28 protein-coding genes are annotated in these 23438 nt (G+C 66.7%); 12 read left to right on the forward strand and 16 right to left on the reverse strand.

Annotation, left to right across the window (positions count from 1 at the left end; all coding sequences use genetic code 11):
* Window positions 1–276 precede the first annotated feature (276 nt).
* Window positions 277–1377 carry a porin gene (locus AABA51_RS14765; RefSeq protein ID WP_338272787.1) on the reverse strand — a complete coding sequence of 367 codons (1101 nt, stop codon included), beginning with the start codon at window positions 1375–1377 and terminating at the stop codon, window positions 277–279.
* Between the two features lie 223 nt (window positions 1378–1600).
* On the opposite strand from AABA51_RS14765, the gene AABA51_RS14770 reads away from it, so the two are divergent.
* The 4 genes from AABA51_RS14770 (at window position 1601) to AABA51_RS14785 (ending at window position 4293) form a co-directional block, all read left to right on the forward strand.
* Window positions 1601–2551, forward strand: a complete 951-nt coding sequence (locus tag AABA51_RS14770; protein ID WP_338272789.1) for a tyrosine-type recombinase/integrase — start codon at window positions 1601–1603, stop codon at window positions 2549–2551.
* A gap of 80 nt (window positions 2552–2631) precedes the next feature.
* On the forward strand, window positions 2632–3453 hold the full coding sequence (locus AABA51_RS14775) for an SDR family NAD(P)-dependent oxidoreductase (RefSeq protein WP_338272791.1): 822 nt from the start codon (window positions 2632–2634) through the stop codon (window positions 3451–3453).
* Window positions 3454–3510: 57 nt separating this feature from the next.
* Entirely contained in the window at window positions 3511–3717 is a 207-nt protein-coding gene (locus tag AABA51_RS14780) for a twin transmembrane helix small protein (RefSeq protein ID WP_277827877.1), read from the forward strand.
* A gap of 3 nt (window positions 3718–3720) precedes the next feature.
* Complete coding sequence (locus tag AABA51_RS14785) at window positions 3721–4293, forward strand: cob(I)yrinic acid a,c-diamide adenosyltransferase (protein WP_338272794.1); 573 nt, start codon at window positions 3721–3723, stop codon at window positions 4291–4293.
* A gap of 335 nt (window positions 4294–4628) precedes the next feature.
* Here AABA51_RS14785 and AABA51_RS14790 read toward each other — a convergent pair whose 3' ends face one another.
* The 3 genes from AABA51_RS14790 to AABA51_RS14800 form a co-directional block, all read right to left on the reverse strand.
* Complete coding sequence (locus AABA51_RS14790) at window positions 4629–5129, reverse strand: hypothetical protein (RefSeq protein ID WP_338272796.1); 501 nt, start codon at window positions 5127–5129, stop codon at window positions 4629–4631.
* Window positions 5126–5659, reverse strand: coding sequence for a permease (locus AABA51_RS14795; RefSeq protein WP_338272797.1), 534 nt, complete (start codon window positions 5657–5659; stop codon window positions 5126–5128). The genes AABA51_RS14790 and AABA51_RS14795 overlap by 4 nt, the downstream gene beginning before the upstream one ends.
* A gap of 188 nt (window positions 5660–5847) precedes the next feature.
* Window positions 5848–6483, reverse strand: coding sequence for a ribonuclease T2 (locus tag AABA51_RS14800; RefSeq protein WP_338272799.1), 636 nt, complete (start codon window positions 6481–6483; stop codon window positions 5848–5850).
* 130 nt (window positions 6484–6613) lie between these two features.
* On the opposite strand from AABA51_RS14800, the gene AABA51_RS14805 reads away from it, so the two are divergent.
* Complete coding sequence (locus tag AABA51_RS14805; RefSeq protein WP_338272801.1) at window positions 6614–7399, forward strand: DUF1013 domain-containing protein; 786 nt, start codon at window positions 6614–6616, stop codon at window positions 7397–7399.
* Between the two features lie 373 nt (window positions 7400–7772).
* Here the strand turns inward: AABA51_RS14805 and AABA51_RS14810 are convergent, their stop codons facing one another.
* The 3 genes from AABA51_RS14810 to clpS all read right to left on the reverse strand — a co-directional run bounded on the left by AABA51_RS14810 (window position 7773) and on the right by clpS (window position 10031).
* A complete protein-coding gene (locus AABA51_RS14810; protein WP_338272802.1) occupies window positions 7773–8585 on the reverse strand; it encodes an SDR family NAD(P)-dependent oxidoreductase in 813 nt (270 codons plus the stop codon).
* A 30-nt stretch (window positions 8586–8615) separates the two neighbouring features.
* The gene (locus AABA51_RS14815) at window positions 8616–9608 is read right to left on the reverse strand and encodes a class I SAM-dependent methyltransferase (protein WP_338272804.1); all 993 of its coding nucleotides are present in this window, start codon (window positions 9606–9608) and stop codon (window positions 8616–8618) included.
* Window positions 9609–9686: 78 nt separating this feature from the next.
* On the reverse strand, window positions 9687–10031 hold the full coding sequence (clpS, locus tag AABA51_RS14820) for an ATP-dependent Clp protease adapter ClpS (RefSeq protein ID WP_338276620.1): 345 nt from the start codon (window positions 10029–10031) through the stop codon (window positions 9687–9689).
* 92 nt (window positions 10032–10123) lie between these two features.
* On the opposite strand from clpS, the gene AABA51_RS14825 reads away from it, so the two are divergent.
* Together AABA51_RS14825 and AABA51_RS14830 are read left to right on the forward strand one after the other, a co-directional pair.
* Window positions 10124–10828 carry an HAD family hydrolase gene (locus AABA51_RS14825; protein WP_338272805.1) on the forward strand — a complete coding sequence of 235 codons (705 nt, stop codon included), beginning with the start codon at window positions 10124–10126 and terminating at the stop codon, window positions 10826–10828.
* Window positions 10829–10885: 57 nt separating this feature from the next.
* A complete protein-coding gene (locus AABA51_RS14830; protein ID WP_338272806.1) occupies window positions 10886–11491 on the forward strand; it encodes a CDP-alcohol phosphatidyltransferase family protein in 606 nt (201 codons plus the stop codon).
* A 99-nt stretch (window positions 11492–11590) separates the two neighbouring features.
* Here AABA51_RS14830 and AABA51_RS14835 read toward each other — a convergent pair whose 3' ends face one another.
* Both AABA51_RS14835 and AABA51_RS14840 read right to left on the reverse strand, forming a co-directional pair.
* Window positions 11591–12571, reverse strand: a complete 981-nt coding sequence (locus AABA51_RS14835; protein ID WP_338272807.1) for an NAD(P)H-quinone oxidoreductase — start codon at window positions 12569–12571, stop codon at window positions 11591–11593.
* Window positions 12572–12648: 77 nt separating this feature from the next.
* Window positions 12649–13338, reverse strand: coding sequence for a COQ9 family protein (locus AABA51_RS14840; protein ID WP_338272808.1), 690 nt, complete (start codon window positions 13336–13338; stop codon window positions 12649–12651).
* A 117-nt stretch (window positions 13339–13455) separates the two neighbouring features.
* On the opposite strand from AABA51_RS14840, the gene rpsU reads away from it, so the two are divergent.
* The gene (gene rpsU, locus AABA51_RS14845; protein WP_277827904.1) at window positions 13456–13662 is read left to right on the forward strand and encodes a 30S ribosomal protein S21; all 207 of its coding nucleotides are present in this window, start codon (window positions 13456–13458) and stop codon (window positions 13660–13662) included.
* A 92-nt stretch (window positions 13663–13754) separates the two neighbouring features.
* Here rpsU and AABA51_RS14850 read toward each other — a convergent pair whose 3' ends face one another.
* From AABA51_RS14850 to AABA51_RS14865, 4 genes are all read right to left on the reverse strand, one after another.
* A complete protein-coding gene (locus AABA51_RS14850) occupies window positions 13755–14402 on the reverse strand; it encodes a hypothetical protein (protein WP_338272809.1) in 648 nt (215 codons plus the stop codon).
* Window positions 14402–14548 (reverse strand): aa3-type cytochrome c oxidase subunit IV, encoded by a 147-nt coding sequence (locus AABA51_RS14855; RefSeq protein ID WP_425328818.1) that lies wholly within the window; start codon window positions 14546–14548, stop codon window positions 14402–14404. Before AABA51_RS14855 ends, AABA51_RS14850 begins: the two co-directional genes overlap by 1 nt.
* 107 nt (window positions 14549–14655) lie before the next feature.
* Window positions 14656–15681, reverse strand: a complete 1026-nt coding sequence (locus tag AABA51_RS14860) for an MBL fold metallo-hydrolase (RefSeq protein WP_338272810.1) — start codon at window positions 15679–15681, stop codon at window positions 14656–14658.
* The gene (locus tag AABA51_RS14865) at window positions 15678–17372 is read right to left on the reverse strand and encodes an acyl-CoA dehydrogenase (protein ID WP_338272812.1); all 1695 of its coding nucleotides are present in this window, start codon (window positions 17370–17372) and stop codon (window positions 15678–15680) included. The genes AABA51_RS14860 and AABA51_RS14865 overlap by 4 nt, the downstream gene beginning before the upstream one ends.
* Window positions 17373–17507: 135 nt before the next feature.
* Between AABA51_RS14865 and AABA51_RS14870 the strand changes: the two genes are divergently transcribed.
* Window positions 17508–18464, forward strand: a complete 957-nt coding sequence (locus AABA51_RS14870) for an L-threonylcarbamoyladenylate synthase (protein WP_338272814.1) — start codon at window positions 17508–17510, stop codon at window positions 18462–18464.
* Window positions 18465–18649: 185 nt separating this feature from the next.
* On the opposite strand, the gene AABA51_RS14875 is transcribed toward AABA51_RS14870, so the two are convergent.
* On the reverse strand, window positions 18650–19753 hold the full coding sequence (locus AABA51_RS14875) for a site-specific DNA-methyltransferase (protein ID WP_338272816.1): 1104 nt from the start codon (window positions 19751–19753) through the stop codon (window positions 18650–18652).
* A 99-nt stretch (window positions 19754–19852) separates the two neighbouring features.
* Window positions 19853–20470 (reverse strand): ribonuclease HII, encoded by a 618-nt coding sequence (locus AABA51_RS14880; RefSeq protein ID WP_338272818.1) that lies wholly within the window; start codon window positions 20468–20470, stop codon window positions 19853–19855.
* 181 nt (window positions 20471–20651) lie between these two features.
* On the opposite strand from AABA51_RS14880, the gene AABA51_RS14885 reads away from it, so the two are divergent.
* Window positions 20652–20942 (forward strand): hypothetical protein, encoded by a 291-nt coding sequence (locus tag AABA51_RS14885; protein WP_338272820.1) that lies wholly within the window; start codon window positions 20652–20654, stop codon window positions 20940–20942.
* Window positions 20914–21615, forward strand: coding sequence for a winged helix-turn-helix domain-containing protein (locus AABA51_RS14890; RefSeq protein ID WP_338272822.1), 702 nt, complete (start codon window positions 20914–20916; stop codon window positions 21613–21615). The genes AABA51_RS14885 and AABA51_RS14890 overlap by 29 nt, the downstream gene beginning before the upstream one ends.
* Window positions 21616–21678: 63 nt before the next feature.
* Here the strand turns inward: AABA51_RS14890 and AABA51_RS14895 are convergent, their stop codons facing one another.
* Window positions 21679–21984: a hypothetical protein gene (locus AABA51_RS14895; RefSeq protein ID WP_338272824.1), complete on the reverse strand. Its 306-nt coding sequence runs from the start codon at window positions 21982–21984 to the stop codon at window positions 21679–21681.
* Between the two features lie 192 nt (window positions 21985–22176).
* Between AABA51_RS14895 and AABA51_RS14900 the strand changes: the two genes are divergently transcribed.
* Complete coding sequence (locus AABA51_RS14900) at window positions 22177–23364, forward strand: cupin domain-containing protein (protein WP_338272826.1); 1188 nt, start codon at window positions 22177–22179, stop codon at window positions 23362–23364.
* Window positions 23365–23438: the final 74 nt, after the last annotated feature.

The following is a 23438-nucleotide window of genomic DNA, read 5'->3' on the forward strand; positions in this document are numbered from 1 at the left end:
AATTTCGGAATTTTAGCGTCTTAATCCATGGAATGCCAAAACAGGGCATTTCATGAATTCAGGCCATTTCCGAATATTAACGATCATTGCCCTATGGGCATTTGCACTGGAGGTTTCATGCCAATCCTATCCGGACCTGAGACAGGGTCCACATTTCCCGCCGCATTCATGTTGAGTGAGGCATTGGAAACCGGCCTTCGCCGACGCCCCGAAGCGCTGAAAAAGAAAAGAGCGGGCGCATGGCCCGCTCTTTCCATTCCGATTGATCCGGGTGGATCAGAAGGACATTGCCAAGCCGAGCGACCAAGCCGAGGATTCACCCCGCGCAGTAGCCGTACCATTCGACGCGGTGATTTCGGTTTTCCCATAACCGAGATGGGCCGAGAGGCCTCCGCCAAGGTTGTACGAAGCAGCGAGACCATACCCTTCCGAGTCGACGCTGAACGCGGCAGTGGACCAGTCGTATTCGCCCCAGTTGGCCGAAACGGTAATCGCATCGAAGTTATAGCCGAATCCGACAGCTGTGTGCGTACCATCACCGCCAAAATAGCCGTTGTCATTGACCTCGGTGTAGTTGACGGCAGCAGAGAAGCCAGCGTCGAGTGCTGCGAGCACCGACACACCTACCGCACTGTAACCCTGATCGCCCGCGATCGGGCCAGCGGCTCCGACGTTGCCGTTCAGGAACGTACGGTTAGCATCAGCAACCGTTACGTAGCCCAGACCGAATTGGACTTCGCCGCCGGAGATATCCAAATCGTAGGTCAGACCGAGTTGGAATTGCGCATCACCATTGCGTGCGTCGTTCTGGTCGATCTGTGCCGAAACTGCGACGCCAAAACCGGCGACAGAATAATCATAGCGGAGAACCTGAGCGTTGTAAGCCGCGCCGCCAGCGTTGGGCAGCGTAGTCGCCGTTGCGGCATTCGGGCCGGTGTCGAACAGGCCGTTACCGTTGTAGCCGCCATGTCCGGTTTCAGCGTCGCTGATCGAGCCCGCGTTGCGTGCGGTGTTCACGTCGTCCATGGCCCAGTCGAATGCGCCATCGGTATCGCCCATAGTCAAGCGACCGAAATCACCAGAGACGAAGACGGTGAAGTCGGCAAATGCGCCGGCGATATCCGTGCTGTCTGCGCGGGCATCTTCGAGATCGATGACGGCGCCGAAGGACAGGCCGTTGTCGGTCGTGCCGGACATGGAGAAGCGGACGTCGACCGTCTGGAAGAACGTGGTTGCGGTGGTGCCCGAGCCGCCCGCGATACCCATTTCGGCCGAACCGGTCAGCGTCACGTCTGCTGCGGCTGCGCCTGCGCCTGCGAATGCCACCAGGGCAGTCGTAGCGAAGATACTGCTTTCCAATCCGCCATTGTTTTTCATTCCGATCCGGCCTATTCCGGAATTCGTGAATTCGGCCTTTGCGGAGAGGAAAAGGGATTTATCCCGATCCTGCCGCGACGCGGAATTGGGCGCGGCTGTCGCGCGGGTTTCGTACCAGTATCTGCCTTTACGGTTTTTCCGCCTCCGACCCGGTCAAATATCCGGGACAGGAGGAGCGTTTTCCGTTTCCCCGTTTTCCCGGCCTGTGGCCAGGGGGTGAGCCATGCTTGAAGATGCCGAAAGCCCCGCGATCCGGGGATTGTCGTTCTGCGAACCGGTCGAAACGCTCAATGCCTTTTTCGACCGGCATTACATGCCCCATTGCGAAGCGACCACGCGGGGGCATCGGCATTCGCGGCTGACCTATGAAAAGCACCTGCGCGAGAGCCTTGGCCCGATGCGCTGGTCCGAGATGTCGCCCCTGGTCCTGAACGCATGGGTCAGGGCGCAGGTGGCGCAAAGGCTCAAGAACACGACGATCAACAAGCACATATTCCTCGTGAACCGGCTGTTGCGCTGCGCGCGGGATTGGGGCGCGATCCCCGAAGGCATGCGGCCCCCGCCGCTGTTGCGCAAACTGCCCACGGGCGATTACCGGCAGCGGTTCCTGTCGCAAGACGAGATCCGGCGGCTGCTGATCGAATGCGACCGGATCAACCATCCCTATCTGGGCTCCTTCATCCGGTTCCTGCTGCTCACCGGCGCGCGCAAGGGCGAGGCGCGCACGGCGCGTTGGCGCGACATTTCGTTCGAGGCGGGCACATGGCGGGTGCCCGTGTCCAAGAACGGGCGGTCGCGGCGGATCATGCTGAGCGAGGCGGCGCTCGACCTGCTCGGCATGCTGCGCGAGGGCACCGACCGCGCGGGGCTGGGCACGGGGCCGGGGGATTACCTGTTCCCGAACCCGCGCACGGGCACCTGCTACAACGGCTTTCACCTGGCCTATTTCCGGGCGCGGGATGCGGCGGGGCTGCCCGATGTGCGCATCCATGACCTGCGGCATACCTTTGCCAGCCTGCTGATCAACAACGGGGTGAGCCTCTACGAGGTGCAGGAATTGCTGGGCCATTCCTCGGTCTCGATGACGCAGCGCTATGCGCATCTTTTGCCCAACAAGCTGCGCAGCCGGACCGAGATCGTGGGGCGGATCGTGGAGGGAGGGGCCGGGGTCTGAGCGCGGCGCGCGGATTTTGTGCGTGAGCACCGTGGCCAAGCCGTTTATGCAGCACACTGGTGGTGCGAGCGGGGTTGGACATGGCGCGCAGCATTCTGGTTACGGGATGTTCCTCGGGCATCGGGCGGGCGGCCTGCGAGGGCTTGCGCGCGCGGGGCTGGACGGTCATCGCCTCGGCGCGACGGGCGGAGGATGTCGCGGCGTTGCAGGCGCAAGGGTTCGCCGCCGTGCGCATCGACCATCACGACAGCGCCAGCATCGCGGCGGGCTTTGGCGAGGCGGTCGCGTTGGCGGGCGGGCGGATCGACGCGATCTTCAACAATGCAGGCCACGGGATGCCGGGCGCGGCCGAGGATCTGCCGCGCGGCGCGTTGGAGGAGGTGTTTTCCTCGAACCTGTTCGGGCTGCACGAGCTGACCACCCATGCGATCCGCCACATGCGGGCGCAGGGGGGTGGGCGGATCGTGCAGCATTCCTCGGTCGTGGGGTTCACGGCGCTGCGGTGGCGGGCGGCCTATGTGGCAAGCAAGCATGCGCTGGAGGGGCTGACCAACACGATGCGGATCGAGCTGCGCGGCACGGGCATCCATGTCGCGATCCTGAACACGGGGCCTGTCACCTCAGGGTTCCGGGATCGGTCGATGGCGCAATTCGACCGCTGGATCGATGCGGAGGCGTCGCCGCATGCCGACTTTTACCGGGTGAAATGGACGGCGCGCCGCGAGGCCGGGCGCGATGCCTTCGAGCTTGGGCCGGAGGCGGTTGTTGCGAAACTCATCCATGCGCTGGAAAGCCCGCGCCCCCGGCGGCGCTATTACATCACGACGCCCGCCTATGTCGCCGCCGTGCTCACGCGCATCCTGCCCGATGCGGCGCAGGATTGGATCATCGCGCGGCTCTAGCCTTTTGCGCGGCCAGCGCTAGGCTAGGGTGCTCGACATGACGAAGGGACGGCAAACGTGGAAGACCCGCTTTTGATCATCGCGCTGGTGGCCTGTCTGGGCGTGCTCGTCATCTTGCTGATGGGGATCAATTCCTTTCGCAAGGGGACGGCCGAGGCTGCGAAACAATCCAACAAATTCATGCGCTGGCGGTTGATCGCACAGTTCGGGGCGGTGGTCCTGATCATGATCTTCGTCTGGGTGCGCGGGCAATCGGGGGGCTGATCCATGGTGGTTTTGAACAAGATCTACACGCGCACGGGCGATGCGGGCGAAACGGCGCTGGGCGATGGCAGCCGGGTGGCGAAACATTCCGCCCGCGTCGCGGCCTATGGCACGGTGGACGAGCTGAACGCGATGCTGGGTGTCGCGCGGCTCCATGCCTCGGGCGAGATGGCCGATCAGCTGAAGGCGATCCAGAACGACCTGTTCGACCTGGGGGCGGATCTGTGCACGCCCAACATGGAAAAGGACGAGGAACGCCCCTACCCCGCGTTGCGCATCATCGCGGCGCAGATCGACCGGTTGGAGCGCGAGATCGACGCGATGAACGCGCGGCTGGAGCCGCTCAGGAGTTTCATCTTGCCGGGTGGCTCGGCGCTGTCGGCGCATCTGCATGTCTGCCGGACGGTGGCGCGGCGGGCCGAGCGGTTGAGCGTGGAGCTGGGGACGGTGGAATCGATCAATGCGGAGGGGGTCAAATACCTCAACCGGCTGTCGGATTGGTTCTTTGTCGCGGGGCGCATCGCCAACAACGACGGCAAGGACGATGTGTTGTGGGTTCCGGGGGCGAACCGCTGAAAGCGGCACAAGGTCCAGTGGACCTTGTGGCACCCGGAAGGGCGGAGCCCGGGCCCCGAGGGGCGGGGGCGAACCGCTGAAAGCGGCACAAGGTCCAGTGGACCTTGTGGCACCCGGAAGGGCGGAGCCCGGGCCCCGAGGGGCGGGGGCGAACCGCTGAAAGCGACACAAGGTCCAGTGGACCTTGTGGCACCCGGAAGGGCGGAGCCCGGGCCCATGCGGGCGGGGGCGAACCGCTGAAAGCGGCGCAAGGTCCAGTGGACCTTGTGGCACCCGGAAGGGCGGAGCCCGGGCCCCGAGGGGCGGGGGCGAAAAGCGGAAAGCGGTTAGCGCGGTCAGGGGAGGATGGCGAGCAGCGCCTCGGCCAGAAGCCCTGCGGCGAGGGGCAGGACGAGGCTAGCGGTCAACCGCAGCGCGGCAAAGCGCCAGCCCATGATCGGGGCCTCGTAGGCCAGAACCCGGTGCAGCGCGAAGATCGACCAGCCCGAGATCAGCGCCACGATCTGCGGCAGGCCCGCGCCGCCCTGCAAGATCACCAGCGCGATGGGGAAAGAGGTCATCGGCCCGCCGGGCAAAAGCCCCCCGATGACCGAGGCGATGGCGATGCCCATGACCCCCGATTGCGGCCCGATATAGGGCACGAGCGCATCGACCGGCAGAACCTGGATCAGGAAAGAGGCGGCAAGGATCGCAAGCGGCAGGCGGATCGCCAGGCCCTTGCCCTGCGCGAGCCCCATCTTGCCCGCGGCGACAAGGCCGGTATTGCCCTGCCTGCGATGGACGATCAGGGCGAGCCCCCCGACGATGGTCCAGATGACGATGGCGGCGGCGATCATTCGGCGGGCGCCTTGCGCAGGGCAAAGATCGGAAGCCGCACCAAGGCCCGCGCCAGAAGCCCCGCGAGGATCGGCAAAGGCAGGCAGACGAGCGTGCGGACAAGGGTGAATTCCGCCCCCATGAGCGGCAATTCCCAGACGATCAGCCGGTTGACCCCGATGAGCGCCCAGGATGTCAGATAGGCGATGAGCGCCCCCGCATCCGCGCCCGCGACCCAGAGCGCGTGGACGACGGGAAAGGAGGTGAAGGGACCGCCCGGCGTGATCGCACCCGCGAAGCTTGCCAGCATCAGGCCCCGCATCCCCGATTCCTGCCCCAGCAGGGCCGCGACCCTGTCCCGGCTCACCAGCCGCGAGATCAGGCCGCCCATCAGGAGCCCTGCGGCCAGTTGCGGCAGAACGATGAGCAAAAGGCCAAGCGCCTCGGCCATGCCCGCCCCCACAAGGGGCAGGCCGCCCTGCCAGAAACAGGCCGCGCCCCCAAGGATGGCGAGGATCAGGAAAACGATATCGGTCCGGGTCAGGCGCACAGGCGCGCTCCGTCACGACGGCAGGGGAAAGGCCGATCCGGGCCGCGTTGCTGCGCCCGATCGGGTGGAGGGCTGGGTGCCGCCGCCGTCATCGCGCCACCCGGATCAGGGGTGGCACCGCCCTGTCCGCGGCGCAAGGTATCGGACGATCCGGGCCGGACGGCAAGGTCTGGCCGCCGGGTCGCGGTTCAGCGCATCGGTTCGAACAGCGCGTCTTGCAGGGTGCAGTCGCGGGCGACATCGGGGGCGCAGGCGCGCGGGTCCAGATCGCGCGTCAGGCACAGCCGCACCTCCTGCACGCGCCCGTCGCGGCAGGTGACGGTCAGCATCTCGTCGGTGAGGGCGGGGTTTTCCTCCAGAAACGCGTCCTCGATCACCTGGGCGGGCAGGCGGACGGGCCGGTCGAGGCGGCGCAGGAGGTCGGGCCGCGTGACCCGGTCATAGGCGAGCCGCGAGAGGCGGAAGTAATCCTGCGCCGAAAGCCCCGTGCAGGAACCATGCTTGCGCCATTGATGCCAGGCAAGCCCCGAGGAGCCCATGATATCGACCATCGCGCCGGTTTCCGCGCGCGAGGGCGGGCGCGCGGCGGTGGGGCAGAAGCTGGGCCAGCCGTCCTCGTATTGCGGCCAGAGCCCGTGGAGGGTGAAGCCATAGCCCTGGCCCGCGTCGCATTGGGGCGAATTGCGGTCGTCGCCTTCGAGCGCGCACCATGTGGGCGTCCAGCTGAGCGCGAGGACGTAATAGTCGAAATCGCCCGCGCGTTCGCCCCCGGCCCAGGCCCGAGACCCCAGCAGCATCAGCAGCACCATCAATACCCGTGTCATTTACTCTTCCCTCTGAGCGCTTGCGCGCCTATATACCGCCCGACTTCCCCGAAATCGAGGAATGGCGAAGGACCCCTTCGCCGCCGGCCCGCCCGGCAGGGGATGAGGCGTATCTGAAGGACGGATGACGATGAACAAACCGATCATGGCCAAGGCCACCGCCGTCTGGCTGGTGGACAACACCACGCTCAGCTTCAAGCAGATCGGCGATTTCTGCGGCCTGCACGAGCTGGAGGTTCAGGGCATCGCCGATGGCGACGTGGCCCAGGGCGTCAAGGGCTTCGACCCCATCGTCAACAACCAGCTGACGCAAGAAGAGATCGACAAGGGCGAGGCGAATCCCGCCTATGTGCTCAAGCTCAAGTTCAATGCCGCCGCCGTGGGCGAGGAAAAGCGCCGTGGACCGCGCTACACGCCCCTGTCCAAGCGGCAGGATCGTCCGGCCTCGATCCTGTGGCTGGTGAAATTCCACCCCGAATTGTCGGATGGCCAGATTTCCAAGCTGGTGGGCACGACCAAGCCGACGATCCAGGCGATCCGCGAACGGTCGCACTGGAACATCAACAACATCCAGCCGATCGACCCGGTGGCGCTGGGGCTGTGCAAGCAGTCGGAGCTGGATGCCGCCGTGCAGAAGGCCAATGCCAAGAAGGCGCGCGAGGGCGGCGTGATGAGTGATGACGAGCGGATGAAGCTCGTGTCGACGGAAACGAGCCTCGCCATGGATCCCGAACCGCGCATCCCCAGCGCGATCTCGGGGCTGGAGACCTTTACCCTTGGCACGTCCGAGGACGAGGACGAGGACAAGCCGCAGCGCCAGTATGACGCCGAAAGCCTGTTCAACCTGCCTGCGGGCGGGGATGACGACGACGAGGACGAGGACGAGGATGACGACGGCCGCGGGCGGCGTCGGTAATCGGCCCGATCGGTTGAGGAACGGGAAACCCCGGATCGGAAGGTCCGGGGTTTTTTCGTTGGGGGTGGGGTGTGCCGCTCACGGCGCACCCGTGACGTGCGGCCTGAGGGTGGTGGGAGGCATTGGTGGGTTTCACCCACCCTACGGGGACGCCTGGCATGTGGGGGTGGTGCGCCGTGACAGGCGCACCCTACGCCGGGAGATGGGACGGGGTGGCGCGGTCGTAGGTAGGGCGTGCCTTCAGGCGCACCCGTGACGTGCGGCGCGAGGGTGGTGGGGGGGCATTGGTGGGTTGCACCCACCCTACGGGGACGCCTGGCATGTGGGGGTGGTGCGCCTGAAGGCGCACCCTACCCAAGGTATGGGATGGCCCTCAATGCGCGGCGACGCCGGCGCCGTCGAGGAGCGTGCGGCCACCGTCGACGGTGACGATCTGGCCCGTCACGAACCCCGCCCCTTCGGAGGCGAGGAATTGCACCGCCCCCGTCACCTCGCGCGCGGCGGCGATGCGGCCCAAGGGTGTCGCATGCTTGATCCCGTCGCGCAGACCGCCATCCTCGGCCAGGGCCGCCTTGAGGCTGGCCGACATGACAGAGCCAAAGGCCACGCCATTGACCCGGATCCGGTGCGGCGCGAGCGCCAGCGCCAGAGAGCGTGTCGCCTGGTCGAGCGCTGCGGCGGCGATGGAATAGCCCATGAGATCGGGATGGGATTGCCGCGCCGCGATGGAGGTCAGGTTGACGATGGAGCCGATGCAGGCATCCTCGGTCCGCTCTTCCTCTTCGGCGCGGGAGATCATGCGGCGGGCGACCGCCTGGCTGAGGCGCAGCGCGGTGAACATGTTCTGATCCAGAAGCGCCTCAACCGAGCTGTCGCCGCCGTCCAGCGCATCGGTCCGCAGCATCTGGCGGCTGGCATTCACCAGGATGTCGATCCCGTCGAAGGCGTCGATCGTGGCCGAGACGAGGTTCTCGATCGTCAGCTTTTCGCGCAGATCGCCCGAGAACCAGCGGATATTCTCGTTCTCGCCCTCGGTCTCGCCGCATTCATCGGCCAGCCGCGCCTTGTCGCGGTCGGCGAACATGACCCGCGCGCCGCGATCCACGAAATGGCGCGCGATGGCGAGCCCGATGCCATTGGCGGCCCCGGTGACGATGGCGGTCTTGCCCTGGATGGAAAGTGTCATGGAATGATCCGGTCCCCGGCTGCGTGGCGTTCAGCGTTTCGGCTTGGCCGCTTCGTAGATCTTGTAGCCTTCGAGCTCGCCCAGAAGCCGCCCGGTGCCAAAGGCGGCCTTGAGCGCGTCTTCATAGGGCAGATGGCGGTTTGCCACCATGAAAAATCGCCCACGGGGGCTGAGCATCCGCGCCGCCGCCGCGATGAAGGCGCGGCCCAAAGCCGGATCGGCGCGGCGACCGGTGTGGAAGGGCGGATTGGCGAGGATGGCGTCATAGAGCCCCTCGGGCTGGAAACGGGTCACATCGGCCCAGTGAAACCGCGCGCGGGGATCGTCGATATTGGCGGCGGCGGCCTCCAGCATGGCGTGATCGGCTTCGATCAGGTCCATGGCCGTGATCTGGTCCTGTTCGGACAGGATCTCGCCCGCGACATAGCCCCAGCCCGCGCCCAGATCGGCCACGCGCCCCGACAGAGGCGGCACGAGCGCCACCAGAAGTTCCGAGCCCCGGTCCGGCCCCTCGGCGGAAAAGCCGCCGGGGACGGTGACATAGCCTTCTTCGGTTTCGGTCGGTTCCGGCATCCAGCCCATCACCGCCTCGGGCAGGGTGTCGGGCCGGGTGAGCCAGATCAGCTTGCCATGCGCCTTGGAGAGGACGCCGCCGATGTCGAGGACGGCGCGCAGCGTCTTGAGGATCGTCTCGATCCCCTCTTCCTTCTGGCCATCGACCATCAGGAGCCCGCCGGGGCGCAGCACCATCAACGCCTCGGCGATGCTGGCCATGGTGCCGGCGCGCGCCTTGACGATCTGCACGAGTGCCGTGGAAAACGCCTCCCCCTCGGGGAGGTCGGGCATCACGCGCAGGCTGCGCGCGGAAAGCATGTCGTGATCGGGCGCGAATCCCTGCACGCAGGTCACATCGCCGAGAGCTGCGAAATCGCCGTCGCCGCGCGCGCGCAGGACGACAACCGGGCCGGGGGGCAGGGCAATCTCGCCCGCCTCCAGCGCAAGAATCCATCTGTCAGGGGTCATGGCGCGCCTTGAGGATCGGATGTGCATCGCGTCCACGGGAAACGAGGGAACGGTTCCCGGCGGGTCGCGACATGCGCCTCAGTCCTCTTTCTCCATCGTGCATTGCAGCGGGTGCTGGTTGCGGCGGGCGAAATCCATCACCTGCGCGACCTTGGTTTCCGCGATCTCGTAGGAAAACACGCCGACCACGGCAACGCCTTTCTTGTGGACGGTCAACATGATCTCGACCGCTTGCGAATGCGACACGCCGAAAAACCGTTCCAGAACGTGCACGACGAATTCCATCGGCGTGTAATCATCGTTCAGAAGCAGCACCTTGTACATCGGCGGGCGCTGCGTCTTGGGTTTCGTCTTGGTGATGACGTCGGATTCGCCGTCCGTTTTCGGCTTGTCTGTCATCATCTGCCAGGCGTCGATCTGCATCGCGTCTCCACTCGGCTCCACGTCTGCCGTCTGTCCCATGCGTGGGGGCACTATATAAGGCACGGGGCGATTCAGAAAAGAGGGGTGAGGATATGGCGGGCCCGTTGACCACGATCGGCTTCGATGCCGACGACACGCTGTGGCAGAACGAGACGTTTTTCCGCCTCACCCAGGACCGCTTTGCCGAGCTCTTGGCCGATCATGCCGAACGCGACCATCTGCACGAGCGCCTTTTGGCCGCCGAGCGACGCAACCTTGGCCATTACGGGTTCGGCATCAAGGGCTTCATGCTGTCGATGATCGAAACGGCCATCGAGGTGACGCAGCGCCGCGTGCCCGCGAGCGTCATCGCCGAGATCCTGTCCACCGGGCAGGAGATGCTGTCCCACCCGATCGAGCTGTTGCCCCATGCCGCCGAGGTGGTGGCGGATCTGTCGGGCCGGTTCCGGCTGGTGCTGATCACCAAGGGCGATCTGCTGGACCAGGAACGCAAGCTGGCGCAATCGGGGCTGGGAGAGATGTTCGACGCCGTCGAAATCGTGTCGAACAAGACAGAGGCCACGTATCGCAGTGCCTTTGCCCGCCACGGCGATGGGGCGGATCGCGCGATGATGGTGGGCAATTCGCTGAAATCCGACGTGCGGCCCGCGCTCGAGGCCGGGTCATGGGGTGTGTTCGTGCCCCATGGGCTGACCTGGGAACTGGAACATGCCGAGGCGCCCGAGGGTCACGCGCGGTTTCACGAGATCGCGGATCTGGGCGCGCTGCCCGCGCTGATCGAACGCATCGCCCGGTGACGCAGGTTTGACCGGGGCGCGATTGACCGGCGCGCGCGGGGCGGGCAAGTGTCGGCCATGATCGATGCCGCCCTTTTGCCCCTGCAACGCCGCCTGCTTGCCCCGCCGGGGCAATGGCTGGCCGCGCGCGGTGTCCGGGCCGATCACCTGAGCATCGCGGGATGCCTGATAGGGCTGGGGGCGGCGGGGGCGGCGGCGCTGGGGTTTTTCGGTCTGGCGCTTGTGGGTCTGGCGCTGAACCGGCTGGCCGATGGGCTGGACGGGGCGGTCGCGCGGGTGACGGGGCCGACGGATCGGGGCGCGTTTCTCGATATCGCGCTCGATTTCGTGTTCTACGCGGCCTTTCCCTTGGGATTTGTTCTGGCCGATCCGGGGGCGAATGCGCTGCCCGGTGCGGTGTTGATCGCGAGTTTCGTGATCTCGGGCACGTCATTCCTGGCCTTTGCCAGCGTTGCGGCAGGGCGCGGGATGACGGCCAAGGAATATCCGAGCAAGGGGATCTACTATCTGGGCGGGCTAACCGAAGGGGCGGAAACCATCGCGGTTTTCGCGGCCTTTTGCCTGGTTCCGGCGTGGTTTCCGGTTCTGGCGCTAGGCTTTGCGGCCGCCTGCGGGGTCACGGGTGTCACGCGGTTCGTGGCCGGGTGGCGGGCGTTCGGGTAGGGGCGTTTTGCGCGCGCAAAACGTGCGGGAAACCTCGAGGTTTCCCAAACGAAAAACCCGGGTTTTTCGGTGCGGAAAACGCGCGTTTTCCGCCCCCCCTCAGACCTTGAGCACGATCTTTCCGATATGGGCGCTGCTTTCCATCCGCGCATGCGCCCCCGCCGCATCCTCGAGCGGGAAGACCCGGTCCATCACCGGCTTGATCCGCCCGGAGGCGAGCAAGGGCCAGACATGGGCCAAAAGATCCGCCGCGATATCGGCCTTGGCCGCATCCGATTGCGGGCGCAGCGTCGATCCCGTGATCGTCAGCCGCCGCATCATCACCTGCGCGAAGTTCAATTCCACCTTGGGCCCTTCGAGAAAGGCGATCTGCACCAGCCGCCCGTCATCGGCCAAGGCCCTGACGTTGCGCGGCAGGTAGGAGCCGCCCACCATGTCGAGGATCAGGTTCGCGCCGCCCTCCGCCTGCATGAGCTCGACGAAATCGGCCTCGCGGTAGTTGATCGCGCGTTCCGCGCCCAAGGCTTCGCAGGCAGCGCATTTGTCCGCCGATCCGGCGGTGGTGAAAACCCGCGCGCCCATCGCATGGGCGAGCTGGATCGCGGTGGTGCCGATGCCCGAGGACCCGCCATGCACAAGGAAGCGTTCCCCCGCCTTGAGCCGCCCGCGCAGGAAGACATTGGTCCAGACAGTGTAGAAGGTTTCGCACAGCGCCGCCGCCTCGGCCATCGACAGGCCATCGGGGATGGGCAGGGCGTGGTCCTGATGGGTGAGCGCGTATTGGGCATAGCCGCCGCCGGGCAGGAGCGCACAGACCGCATCGCCGACCTTCCAGCGGGTCACATCGGGGCCGATGGCTGCGACCACCCCCGCCGCTTCCAGCCCCGGCAGGTCGGAGGCACCGGGCGGCGGCGCGTAATTGCCCGCGCGTTGCAGCGCATCGGGACGGTTCACGCCCGCATGATCGACCGCGATGAGGATCTGGCCAGATCCCGGCACGGGCACGGGCCTTGTGCAGGGTTGCAGAACCTCGGGGCCACCGGGGGCGGTGATCTCGATCGCGCGCATCGTCTGTGGCATGGGGCCCTCCATCCTGTCCGTCAGGGGTGAGCCTTGACCAAGCGGGGGCCCCGCCGCAAGGGCGGGAATGCCGCGCCTCAGCGCCGCCAGCGCCCCGGCAGGCCCGAGGTGGACATGGCGGAGGGCGCCTTGACCCGGCTGGCCAGCCATTCGGGGCCAGCCATCAGCGGCTTGAGCAGGCGGTTTTCGCGCGCCGCGCGCTTGGCCCGTTCAAAGCGCATCACGTCATCGATGCGCCGTTCGAGGAAGGACCAGGTCGCGGCATGGTCCATCGACTGGTCGCCCAGCCAATAGAGCACCGTCGCGGAATAGACGCCCGACAGCGTGGCGCGCTTGGTGTACCAGTTCAGATCCTGCGACGTGTCGCCCAGCGCGGTCCAGATCGCATCGGCCGTCTGCCACAGCGCCTTGGCCCCGTCGGCGGCGTGGATGGGCAGCGCAAAGAGCGTCAGGCCGCGCCGCACCGCTTCCTTGTCGGGTTCGACAAGTTCCAGCCGGGTACGGATCGCATGGGCGACCCGGTCACTGTAGCGCAGGGCCGAAAGGTCGGTCGCGCCAAGGGCGGCCACCATGGCCGCATCGCCGCGCGCGTGAAAGGCGAGCGCCATGTCGACCGCGCCACGCGGAAAGAGCGCCCGCGCCTCGGGCAGGGACAGGCCCGCATCGGCGGCGGCGGCGCGAAAGCTTGCCTCCGACCAGCCGTCAAAGGGCACATGCATGAGTGCCGCGTCGATCATCGCCGCCTTGGGATCTGGGATATCGGACATCGAAAGCCCCCTTCGTCTGTCGCAGTTCGGACAGTAGACAAGTTAGGGGGCCTTTGCTATACGGCCACCTCCTGCGTTTTTCATGCAACTCTAACTTAGGAAGGTGGTGACACCAGAATGCAGGTAAGTGTTCGCGACAACAACGTCGATCAGGCACTCCGCGCCCTGAAGAAGAAACTTCAGCGCGAAGGCGTTTTTCGGGAAATGAAGCTCAAGCAGCATTACGAAAAACCCTCGGAGAAGAAAGCGCGCGAGAAGGCCGAGGCCATCCGCCGTGCCCGCAAGCTGGCGCGCAAGAAATTGCAGCGCGAAGGGCTTCTCTGAAGCGTTTGATCGGCGCGTGAGCCGGTAGAAAAAAGAACCCCCGGTCCAAGGCCCGGGGGTTTTGCTTTTTCGGGGGTCTGCGCAGGTCTGGGTCAGTTGCCCGCCGCAACCTCCTGCGCGAGGGCGCGGGTCTGGGCCGCGCGCGCCTGCGCCTGCAGGAGTTCCAGGTTGTCATCCGAATCATCGTCGTAGATCCGGCTTTCGCGCACGCCCGGCAGGCGGCCGAACCGCGCCATGGTGCGGGCCGGGAACATGCTGGTGCCGATCGATTCGAACCCCGGTGTGCGGCTCAGGACGCGGCTGATGGACAGCGAACATTGCGCCTGCGGCACCGCGCCATGGCTTTGCACCGCCTGCGAGAGTGCCGCCGCGACCTCGGGCGTCACGTCGATTTCCTGCATCACGACGTGATAGGTCTCGCGCGCGTGGTAATCGAGGTAAAAGCCCATGAAGGGCTCGCCCATGCCGAACAGCACGTCGTTGCGTTCGGGGATCATCGGGTGATGCCAGCTGCCCGCCGGATCGAAGACCAGTCTTTGCGCCCCGTCGATGATCAGCGCGGAATGGCCACCGGCCCCGCTCGTGTTCGAGATCATCGTCATGAGCGTCACGGTCGGGCCACCCGCCGGCCGATAGGCGGCCGAGCTGACCGCCACATCGGGCGCCCAGACGCTTTCGGCCGCACAGCCGCCAAGCGCGCCGACCAGCGCCAGCGCCGCAAGGGCCCGACGCAGGCGCATCAGCGCGCGAAGATGGCCAGGAAGATCACGATGCCGATGGCAACGAGGCCCACGTTCACGCTCATGCGCATGAAACCGGCAAAGGTCTTTTCCTGCTCGGTGATGTCCATCTCGCCGTGCTTGTGCTTGTTGTCGGCCATTGTCATGCCCTCCGGTCCGGGTGTCGTGTTCGCGTTCGGGCCACGGCATAGCGCATTCCACAAGCCCTGTCAGCCCTTTGGCCACAGGCCCGGGCGGTCATCGCGCCGCAGGTTCAGCGCAACAGGTGATGGAGCCACGCGCCATCCCCGCGCCGTGTGCGGTGGATCGCGCCCCGGGCCAGAAGATGGTTGAGATGCGCCACGGCTTCGACCAGCGCGAGGCCATAGGTGCCCCCGTCGATCTTCCGCTTGAAGAGCGGCGGGAAACATTCGGCGGCGGTTTTTGGGCCGCTTTCGAGATGCGCGATCAGACGTTCGAGCGCCCCTTCGTGGTTGTCGATCATCTGCCGCAGTCGGTCGGGCAGGCCGGAAAAGGGCAGCTTGTGCCCCGGCAGAACCAGCTGATCGGCGCGCGCATGGGCCATGAAGCCCGCGCAACTGGTAAGCCATTCGCCCACCGGGTCAGCCCCCGGTTCGGTCGCATAGACCCCCAGATTGGGCGAGATCGTCGCCAGCATCTGGTCGCCCCCGAGGATCAACCCGTCATCGCGGCTCCAGAAGGTCGCGTGATCGGGCGCATGCCCCTGTCCGAAGCGGATGTCCCAGACGCGGCCCCCCATGGCAAAGCTGTCGCCGTCCCTGAGCCGCGAAAAGCCGAGCGGCAGGGGATGGACGATGTCGCAGAAATTGAACGGGCGTTCGGCGCTGCGGGCCGCGAATATCCCCGCCTCCATCCCCGCGCCGCGCCAGAACGCCAGCGTTTCGGGCGTGGGCAGGGGCTGTTCGTCGAGCGTCAGCATTCGCGCCATGAGCCAGGCGGTGCGGGTCATGACGAGCTCGGCCCCCTGCGCCTGGAACCAGCCGGCAAGGCCCACGTGATCGGGGTGGTGGTGCGTCACGACCAGACGCCGCAGCGGCACGCCCTGCAGGGGACCGGCCAGCGCCGCCTCCCAGATCGCGCGGGTCTTGCGGCTGTCCAGCCCGGTGTCGACCAGCGTCCAGCCATCGTCATCGCGCAGCGCGTAGGCGTTCACATGGTCCAGAACCATCGGCAGCGGAATGCGCAGCCACAGGACGCCGTCGGCGACCTCCACGGCCTCGCCCGGTGCGGGGGCGGTATCGAAAGGGGTCTGGATCACGCGGCCAGGTCTTCGGGCGAAAGGTCGTAAAGCCCCGATGCACCCTGGCGGGCCTGCGCGAACAAGCCCTGCGCCTCGGGCAGAAGCCGGTCGATGTAGAACCGGGCAAGCGCCCCCCGCGCCGCATCGCCCGCCGCTGCCGCCGCCCGCAGGTGGTAGACGGCCCCCAGCACGCGGGCAAAGCCCATCAGGTAGGGCACCGATCCGCCGAAGCGCGCGTTCATCTCCATCGCCAGAAGCGCCCCGGTCACGTCGCGCAGGCCTTGCGCCATCTGCACCACCGGCGCGCCCATGGGGTGCGCGCCCGCCTCGGCCTCCAGCGCGTCGATGAGCGCGTGGATCGCAACGCCCCCATCGGCCATCTTGCGCCCGACAAGATCCATCGCCTGGATGCCGTTCGTGCCCTCGTAGATCGCGGCGACCCGGACGTCGCGGGCGAATTGCGCCACGCCGGTTTCCTCGATGTAGCCCATGCCGCCATGGACCTGGATGCCGATATTGGCGGTCTTGATCCCCATTTCGGTCCCATAGGCCTTGGCGATGGGCGTCAGGACGGCGGCCCGCGCGGCCTGTCCCGCATCGCCCGCGTGACCCAGATCGAGGGATACCGCCAGATCCAGCGCCATGGCGCGCGCGGCAAAGGTTTCGGCCTTCATCTCCATCAGCATCCGGCGCACATCGGCATGATCGACAATGGACCCGGTGCCCCCCTCGATCAGCGGCCTGCCCTGCTTGCGGTCGAGCGCATAGGCCACGGCGGCCTGGGTCGCGGCATCGCAGATCGACACGCCATGCACGGCCACACCCAGACGCGCGTTGTTCATCATGGTGAACATCGCGGCCATCCCCCGGTTCTCCTCGCCCACGAGCCAGCCCTTGGCCCCGTCATATTGCATGACGCAGGTGGGGCTGCCGTGCAGGCCCAGCTTGTGTTCGAGGCTGACCACCTTGAGGCTGTTGGCGACACCCGGTTCGCCCGCCGCATCGGGGATGCGCTTGGGCACAAGGAACAGCGATATCCCCTTGGTCCCCTTGGGCGCGTCCGGCAGGCGCGCCAGCACCAGGTGGACCACGTTGCCGGTGAAATCGTTGTCGCCCCAGGAGATGTAGATCTTTTGCCCGGTGATCCTGTAGGTGCCGTCGCCGGCGGGTTCGGCCCGCGTCGTCAGCGCGCCCACATCCGATCCCGCCTGCGGTTCGGTCAGGTTCATGGTGCTCGACCAGTCCCCGCTGGTCAGGCGCGGCAGGTAGAGCGCCTTGATCTCTTCGCTGGCGTGATGTTCCAGCGCCTCGATCTGGCCCTGTGTCATCAGGGTGTTCATCTGCAGGGCAAGACAGGCCGCCCCCGCCATGTCGTTCACGCAGGTCGTGACCGTGATGGGCAGGCCCAGGCCGCCATGGTCGGGGTTTGCGGAAATCGCGGTCATCCCGGCCTCGGCCATGGCGCGGTAGCCTTCGGCATAGCCGGGGGGCGTGCGCACGACACCATTCTCGAGCCGCGACGGCTGCCTGTCGCCCACGGCGTTCAGGGGGGCCAGCACCTCCTCGCAGATCCGGCCGGCCTCGGACAAAAGCGCGCGCACCGTGTCGGGCGTGGCTTCGGCGAAGCGCGGCACGGCGGCCACGCGGTCAAAGCCCGCGACATGGGCCAACAGGAACTCGAACTCGGCAATCGGTGCACGATACGGCATCGGCGGCATCCTCCCCTTCGCTCCGGGCCCGTCATTGCACGGATGCGCGATCCGCGCTACGCGCTTGGCCCTGTTCTCGCCCCAAGGCTAGGGGCGCGCCCCCGCCCCGATCAACCGCAACGTCACGTCAGAGCCATGACCCCGCCCGAGATCCTGACCGACAGCCCATCGGGCCATGCCCGCGCCGCCGCCATCCTGCGGCAGGGCGGGCTTGTCGCGCTGCCGACCGAAACGGTCTATGGGCTGGCGGCCGATGCGACCGATGATGCCGCCGTCGCAAGCATCTATGCCGCCAAGGGGCGGCCGGGCCACAACCCCCTGATCGTGCATGTGCCCGATCTGGCCACGGCCGAACGCCTGGCGGCCTTTCCCGATCCGGCGCGCGCCCTGGCCGATGCCTTCTGGCCCGGACCGCTGACGCTGGTCTTGCCGCTCAAACCGGGTCATGGGCTTTCGCCGCGCGTGACGGCGGGCCTTCCCACGGTCGCGCTGCGCCTGCCCGCCCATCCGGCGATGCAGGCGGTGCTGCGCGAAACGGGTCGTCCGCTGGCCGCGCCCTCGGCCAATCCCTCGGGCAGGATCACGGCGACCACGCCCGCCCATGTGCTGGCAGGGCTCGGGCCGCGCATCGCGGCGATCGTCGATGCGGGCCCCTGCAGGGTCGGCGTGGAATCCACCATCCTCGCCCCCGCGCCGTCCGGCACGCGGCTGTTGCGCGACGGGGGTCTCGCGCGGGAGATGATCGAAGAGATCACAGGCCCGCTCATCGCCGACACGACACCGGGTGCCACGCTCGAGGCCCCCGGCCAGATGTCGAGCCATTATGCCCCCCATGCGCCCCTGTTGCTCGGCGGCACACCGCAGCCGGGCGAGATCACCATCGGCTTCGGCACGACACCGGGCGATCTGACCCTGTCGCCCAGCGGCGATCTGGCCGAGGCGGCAAGGACCCTGTTTTCCTGCCTGCATACCGCCGATGCGCTGGCCACGGCGCGCGCGGCCCCCGCGATCCGGGTCGCCCTCATCCCCGAAACGGGGCTTGGCCGCGCCATCAACGACCGCCTGCGCCGCGCGGCCGCCCCAAGGGATTGATCCGCCCCCTCTTCATCTTGGCCAGAAAACTCTCGGGGGAGCGCGAGGGGGCAGACAGCCCCCTCGCCCCCGTCGACGCGCAAGGCGCGGCGACAAAACAAAAATCCCCGCCGGGCCAGGGCGCCGGCGGGGTCAGGCGGCGGGCCGCGCGGCGGATCGCGCAAGGCCCACGGTTCATGCTGTGATCAGGGCTGCATCTCTGCGCGCAGCTGCTGGCGCAGAACGTCGATGGGCACGGTCTGCCCGTCGCGGCGGAAATGCCAATAGGTCCAGCCGTTGCAGGATGGCGCCCCCTCGAGCCGGGCCCCGACCTGGTGGATCGAACCCTTGACGTCATCGGCGATCAGCGTGCCATCGACGCGCACCTTGGCGCTCTGGCCGCGCGCATTCACCAGCATTTCGCCGGGGCGCAGCATGCCGCGCTCGACCAACTGGCCAAAGGGAACCCGCACCTCCTGCCGCTTGGAGGTCGACACCTCGAGCGCCCCGCTGTCGAGCCGCCGCACGGAGCCGAGGCGCTTTTCGGCGATCTTGCGATAGCTTTCCTCGCGCTCGATCCCGATCCAGTCGCGGCCCAGCATCTTGGCCACGGCCCCCGTCGTGCCGGTGCCGAAGAACGGGTCGAGCACCACGTCGCCGGGATTGGTCGTGCCCACCAGGATGCGATGCAACAACGCCTCGGGCTTTTGGGTCGGATGGGCCTTGTCGCCCTTGTCGTCCTTGAGCCGCTCACCGCCGTTGCAGATCGGGATCACCCAGTCCGAGCGCATCTGCACGCCTTCGTTCAACGCCTTGAGCGCCTCGTAGTTGAAGGTGTATTTCGCCCCCTCCGTCCGGGTCGCCCAGATCAGCGTCTCATGGGCATTGGTCAGCCGCATGCCGCGGAAATTCGGCATCGGGTTCGACTTGCGCCAGACCACGTCGTTGAGGATCCAGTAGCCCTGGTTCTGCAATTCCGCGCCGACGCGGAAAATGTTGTGATAGCTGCCGATCACCCAGATCGCGCCATCGGGCTTGAGCAGCCTGCGCGCCTCCGCGAGCCAGGCCTTGGTAAAGGCGTCATAGGCGGCGAAACTGTCGAACTGGTCCCAATGGTCGTCGCAGGCATCGACCAGCGTGTTGTTGGGACGATGCAGACTGCCCTTGAGCTGAAGATTGTAGGGCGGATCGGCAAAGATCAGGTCGATCGATGCATCGGGAAGCGCGCGCATCATCTCGATGCAATCACCGGCCAGAATCGTGTTGCGCGGCAGCGTGGGCGCTGCCTTGGATTTCGTCTTGGTTGTCATCTCTGCCTCTTGTCCGCGCCTCTGACGGGCGTTTGCGGGAATGGAGGCAGAGTCGCCCAAAACTGATTCGGCGTCAATTTATTTATTGGAATCAAATGGTTATTTGATACCCGACAGCAATATGTTGTGCACGGGCCGGAACGACCGTCTATGGTGGGGGGTAACCCCCAGATCTAGTAGGGCCGCCCGGTGCGCCGCCGTGGGATAGCCTTGGTTCACCTCCCAGCCATAGCCGGGGAAGGCTTGGGCAAGCTCTGCCATGACCCGGTCGCGGGCCACCTTGGCGATGATGGAGGCGGCGGCCACCGACAGGCTCAGCGCATCGCCCTTGACCAGCGTCACGCCACGGCAGGGCAATCCCTGCGGACAGGCATTGCCGTCGATCAGCGCGGCATCGGGGGGGATCGCCAGCCCCTCCACCGCCCGCCGCATCGCCAGGAGCGAGGCTTCGCGGATGTTCAGCCGGTCGATTTCCTCGACACTGGCCCAGGCCAGGCTGACCTCGGCACGGGCCTGGATCGCGTCGAAAAGCCGTTCGCGGCGCGCGGCGCTCAGAACCTTGGAATCGTTCAGCCCCTCGGGCAGGTCATGGGGGTTCAGCACGACCGCCGCCGCCGCGACCGGCCCGGCCAGCGGCCCGCGCCCGGCCTCGTCCACGCCGCAGACACGCGCGCCCAGCGCGGCTTCATGGGTCAGGTCGGGATGGCTTCTCGGCATGCGTGTTCATCCCACGCCCCCTTGCCCCGCACAAGGGCCGCGCCCGTGCCCCGGTTATCCGATAACAGCCCCGATCCGGCGCTCGGTCATTGCTTAACAGGTCCGATCAAGGCACCGATGCGCCATCGGGTCCGCCCCGCGACGGATGACCCGACTGACAACGACAGGATCGAGCACAACGATGAGATGGCGCAGGCTTCTTCCCCTTTCGGGCATGCTGCTGGTCGTGGCCAATTCCGCGCTGGCCGCCTGCTTTGCGGATTACCGGGCAAAGATGGATAACCCGCTCAGACTGCATTACGGTGTGATCGAGCTGCCGCAAGACGCCTGTTCGGTCACGGCAGCCGCGCCCGTGATCGCGGAACGGATCGCGCAGGGCGGGTGGGAGTTGTTGCAGGTGGTGTCGGTCTTCGATGAGCAGGGCCTCGCCACAAGGAGGGCCGATGCCGCAGAGTATTTCCTCCGTTTCTGAGACGCGGATCGCCTCCGGGCGGATCGTGCTCTTCGGGGTTCTGGGCGTGGTGGGGGTGCTGGCCGCCTCCGCCGTGCTCCTGTTCCTGAACCTGCCCGATGCCGACGCGTTCAACGCCGCCGTGGCCGAGGTTTTCGTGCTGAACGATGTGCGCGACCCCGATGCGACCCGCGTGCTCGAGATCATGGCCCAGACCGGCACCAGCTTTTCCAAGGTTCTGGAAAGCTACCGTTGGGTGATCTTCGTGCTCATGCTCTTTGCCACGGGGCTGCTTGTGGCCTGTCTCGTGTTTCTCGTGACGATCGTGACGCTCAACCGCCGGATCGGCCAGATCGAGCGGCAGGGGATACAGGTGTCCTCGCTCATCCTCAGCCGCGAGGAACGGGTGGTGCTGATCAACAACCTCGCCTTCAAACTGACCGATGCCGCGATGGAAACGCTGAGCGTGCTGGCCGAGGCACGGCTCGATGACGAGGTGCTGTCCGGCGCGCAGATCGAGGCGATGGTTTCGGGCAAACACGACACCGACGCCGACGAGGCGGCGGGCGCGACCCGCATCAAGCGGCTGCGCGATACGCTGGGCAATCAGATCGTCAGCGAATTGCTGATCAAGAACATCGCCCGCAAGGGCTATGTGCTGGCCATCGACAAGGATGTCATCCGCATGATCTGAGGCGCGGTCAAGGCAACGGGCCCATGGGCCCGCGCCCCGCCAGATCACGCAAGGCATGGCGTCTCAGCAATAAGGTGCGCCGCGCCCGTAGCCCGCGCTGTCGGTGATGTTGCCGTTGTCGGCATCGGTCCGCCCGGTGTAGATGCCACCGCCGCCCCGACCACAGCCGCCGCGATCGGTCCAGCTGCCATTGTCGCTGTCGGTGGATTGCGCCTGAGCGCTGTTCCCCGTCAGGGCCGCAGCCGCACCTGCCGCGCCGCCCACCGCCATGAGGCCAAGAAATCCGCGCCGACCGGAGTGATGGACGGTGGTGATGTCACTGTCGGACAGGGTCTTGGGGGCTGTCTTCTTGGGATCTTCGCTGGACATGGCACGTTCCTCCTCTTGGGGTGCTGTCTTGCTACTGGCCGCCGGGTTCACGGGACCGATGCGGTGAGACCCTTGTCGCAAAGCGCGCAACACCGGTCAATGCGCAGCTGCCCCCGACCGCGACGGGGATGGACGACTGCCGATGGGCGTGTTCAAACTGTCACGGCCCCTGCAACCAGCACGAGAGCCTTCATGCAGACCAACGATTGCAGCTTCGACTGGTGCATCGCGCCTGTCAGCCCCGAGACATTCTTTGCCGACCACTACGAAAAGGCCCCCCTGCGCATCGCGCGCGACGACCCCGCCTATTACGCCGATCTGCTGGGTTTCGACGACATCGACCGCGTCGTGAGCACCATGGGGCTTTCAGTGCCCGAGATCGCGGTGACGCGCGCCGCGGGCGATATCACGCCGGCCGATTACGCCTACGAATCGGGTTTCGTGGATCCGGTCCGGGTGAACCAGCTGTTCGCGGATGGGGCGACCGTGATCCTGTCGGGCCTGCATGAACGGCTGCCGCGACTGGCCGCCTTCTGTCGCGCGCTCGAATCCGTCTTCTCGGCCCGGGTGCAGACCAACATCTACATGACCCAGGCCGAAAGTCAGGGCTTCCGCGCCCATTACGACGATCACGATGTCCTGGTGCTGCAGGTGGCGGGCACCAAGGAATGGCGCTTCTACGGGACGCCCGTGGAATTGCCCCTGACCACGCAGGCCTTCAACCCCGCCGAGGTCGAGATCGGCCCCGAAACCGAGCGCTTCGTCCTGCAACCGGGCGACATGCTCTATGTTCCGCGCGGGCTGGCCCATGACGCGGTGGCCACCGGCGAGCCGTCGCTGCACATCACGACCGGGCTCATGTGCCGCACATGGGCGGATGTGCTGGTCGAGGCGGTGAACGTGATGGCCCACCGCGACCCCGACCTGCGCCGCGCCCTGCCGCCCGGTTTCGCCAATCGCGGCCATGACCACGGCCGTCATCAAGCCGATTTCGAAGAGATGCTCGCGCGCATCGCCCGCGATGCGCCGCTGGCCAAGCTGCTCGACGGGTTCAAGCAGGATTTCCTGACCGGCCGCGTGCCGCGCGCCCATGGGCAGATGGCGGAAATGGCCAAGCTCAAGGGTCTGGCCCCCGACAGCCGCGTCAGCGCCCGCCCGCACCTGATCCACGACCTGACATCGTCGGAGGCCGACGGCACGGTGCGGCTTGTCTGCCAGGGGGCCGAGATCGAATTGCCCGATTTCACCCGCGACACGCTCGAGGCCGCCGTCTCGGCGCGCGACATCCGTGTGGGCGATCTTCCGGGGGATCTGGACGATGCGGGCAAGCTTGTGCTCGTGCGCCGGCTGGTCCGCGAGGGGCTGATGGTCATCCACTGACCTGACCCGCGGCACGCCTGCCTGACGGTGGAGGGGGCCAGCCCCCCGTCGCGTGCCGCGACTCCCCCCGGAGT

The sequence above is a fragment of the Roseicyclus marinus genome (genome assembly GCF_036322625.1).
Taxonomy (GTDB): domain Bacteria; phylum Pseudomonadota; class Alphaproteobacteria; order Rhodobacterales; family Rhodobacteraceae; genus Roseicyclus; species Roseicyclus marinus_A.

Excerpts from the sequence above, each read along its gene's own strand:
- AABA51_RS14790 (WP_338272796.1), bottom strand. The coding sequence starts at position 5,129 with ATGATCGCCGCCGCCATCGTCATCTGGACCATCGTCGGGGGGCTCGCC.
- AABA51_RS14785 (WP_338272794.1), top strand. The coding sequence starts at position 3,721 with ATGGTGGTTTTGAACAAGATCTACACGCGCACGGGCGATGCGGGCGAA.
- AABA51_RS14815 (WP_338272804.1), bottom strand. The coding sequence starts at position 9,608 with ATGACCCCTGACAGATGGATTCTTGCGCTGGAGGCGGGCGAGATTGCC.
- clpS (WP_338276620.1), bottom strand. The coding sequence starts at position 10,031 with ATGCAGATCGACGCCTGGCAGATGATGACAGACAAGCCGAAAACGGAC.
- AABA51_RS14825 (WP_338272805.1), top strand. The coding sequence starts at position 10,124 with ATGGCGGGCCCGTTGACCACGATCGGCTTCGATGCCGACGACACGCTG.
- AABA51_RS14770 (WP_338272789.1), top strand. The coding sequence starts at position 1,601 with ATGCTTGAAGATGCCGAAAGCCCCGCGATCCGGGGATTGTCGTTCTGC.
- AABA51_RS14835 (WP_338272807.1), bottom strand. The coding sequence starts at position 12,571 with ATGCCACAGACGATGCGCGCGATCGAGATCACCGCCCCCGGTGGCCCC.
- AABA51_RS14840 (WP_338272808.1), bottom strand. The coding sequence starts at position 13,338 with ATGTCCGATATCCCAGATCCCAAGGCGGCGATGATCGACGCGGCACTC.
- AABA51_RS14870 (WP_338272814.1), top strand. The coding sequence starts at position 17,508 with ATGACCCCGCCCGAGATCCTGACCGACAGCCCATCGGGCCATGCCCGC.
- AABA51_RS14765 (WP_338272787.1), bottom strand. The coding sequence starts at position 1,377 with ATGAAAAACAATGGCGGATTGGAAAGCAGTATCTTCGCTACGACTGCC.
- rpsU (WP_277827904.1), top strand. The coding sequence starts at position 13,456 with ATGCAGGTAAGTGTTCGCGACAACAACGTCGATCAGGCACTCCGCGCC.
- AABA51_RS14855 (WP_425328818.1), bottom strand. The coding sequence starts at position 14,548 with ATGACAATGGCCGACAACAAGCACAAGCACGGCGAGATGGACATCACC.
- AABA51_RS14775 (WP_338272791.1), top strand. The coding sequence starts at position 2,632 with ATGGCGCGCAGCATTCTGGTTACGGGATGTTCCTCGGGCATCGGGCGG.
- AABA51_RS14865 (WP_338272812.1), bottom strand. The coding sequence starts at position 17,372 with ATGCCGTATCGTGCACCGATTGCCGAGTTCGAGTTCCTGTTGGCCCAT.
- AABA51_RS14875 (WP_338272816.1), bottom strand. The coding sequence starts at position 19,753 with ATGACAACCAAGACGAAATCCAAGGCAGCGCCCACGCTGCCGCGCAAC.
- AABA51_RS14805 (WP_338272801.1), top strand. The coding sequence starts at position 6,614 with ATGAACAAACCGATCATGGCCAAGGCCACCGCCGTCTGGCTGGTGGAC.
- AABA51_RS14800 (WP_338272799.1), bottom strand. The coding sequence starts at position 6,483 with ATGACACGGGTATTGATGGTGCTGCTGATGCTGCTGGGGTCTCGGGCC.
- AABA51_RS14850 (WP_338272809.1), bottom strand. The coding sequence starts at position 14,402 with ATGCGCCTGCGTCGGGCCCTTGCGGCGCTGGCGCTGGTCGGCGCGCTT.
- AABA51_RS14810 (WP_338272802.1), bottom strand. The coding sequence starts at position 8,585 with ATGACACTTTCCATCCAGGGCAAGACCGCCATCGTCACCGGGGCCGCC.
- AABA51_RS14895 (WP_338272824.1), bottom strand. The coding sequence starts at position 21,984 with ATGTCCAGCGAAGATCCCAAGAAGACAGCCCCCAAGACCCTGTCCGAC.
- AABA51_RS14885 (WP_338272820.1), top strand. The coding sequence starts at position 20,652 with ATGAGATGGCGCAGGCTTCTTCCCCTTTCGGGCATGCTGCTGGTCGTG.
- AABA51_RS14880 (WP_338272818.1), bottom strand. The coding sequence starts at position 20,470 with ATGCCGAGAAGCCATCCCGACCTGACCCATGAAGCCGCGCTGGGCGCG.
- AABA51_RS14890 (WP_338272822.1), top strand. The coding sequence starts at position 20,914 with ATGCCGCAGAGTATTTCCTCCGTTTCTGAGACGCGGATCGCCTCCGGG.
- AABA51_RS14830 (WP_338272806.1), top strand. The coding sequence starts at position 10,886 with ATGATCGATGCCGCCCTTTTGCCCCTGCAACGCCGCCTGCTTGCCCCG.
- AABA51_RS14900 (WP_338272826.1), top strand. The coding sequence starts at position 22,177 with ATGCAGACCAACGATTGCAGCTTCGACTGGTGCATCGCGCCTGTCAGC.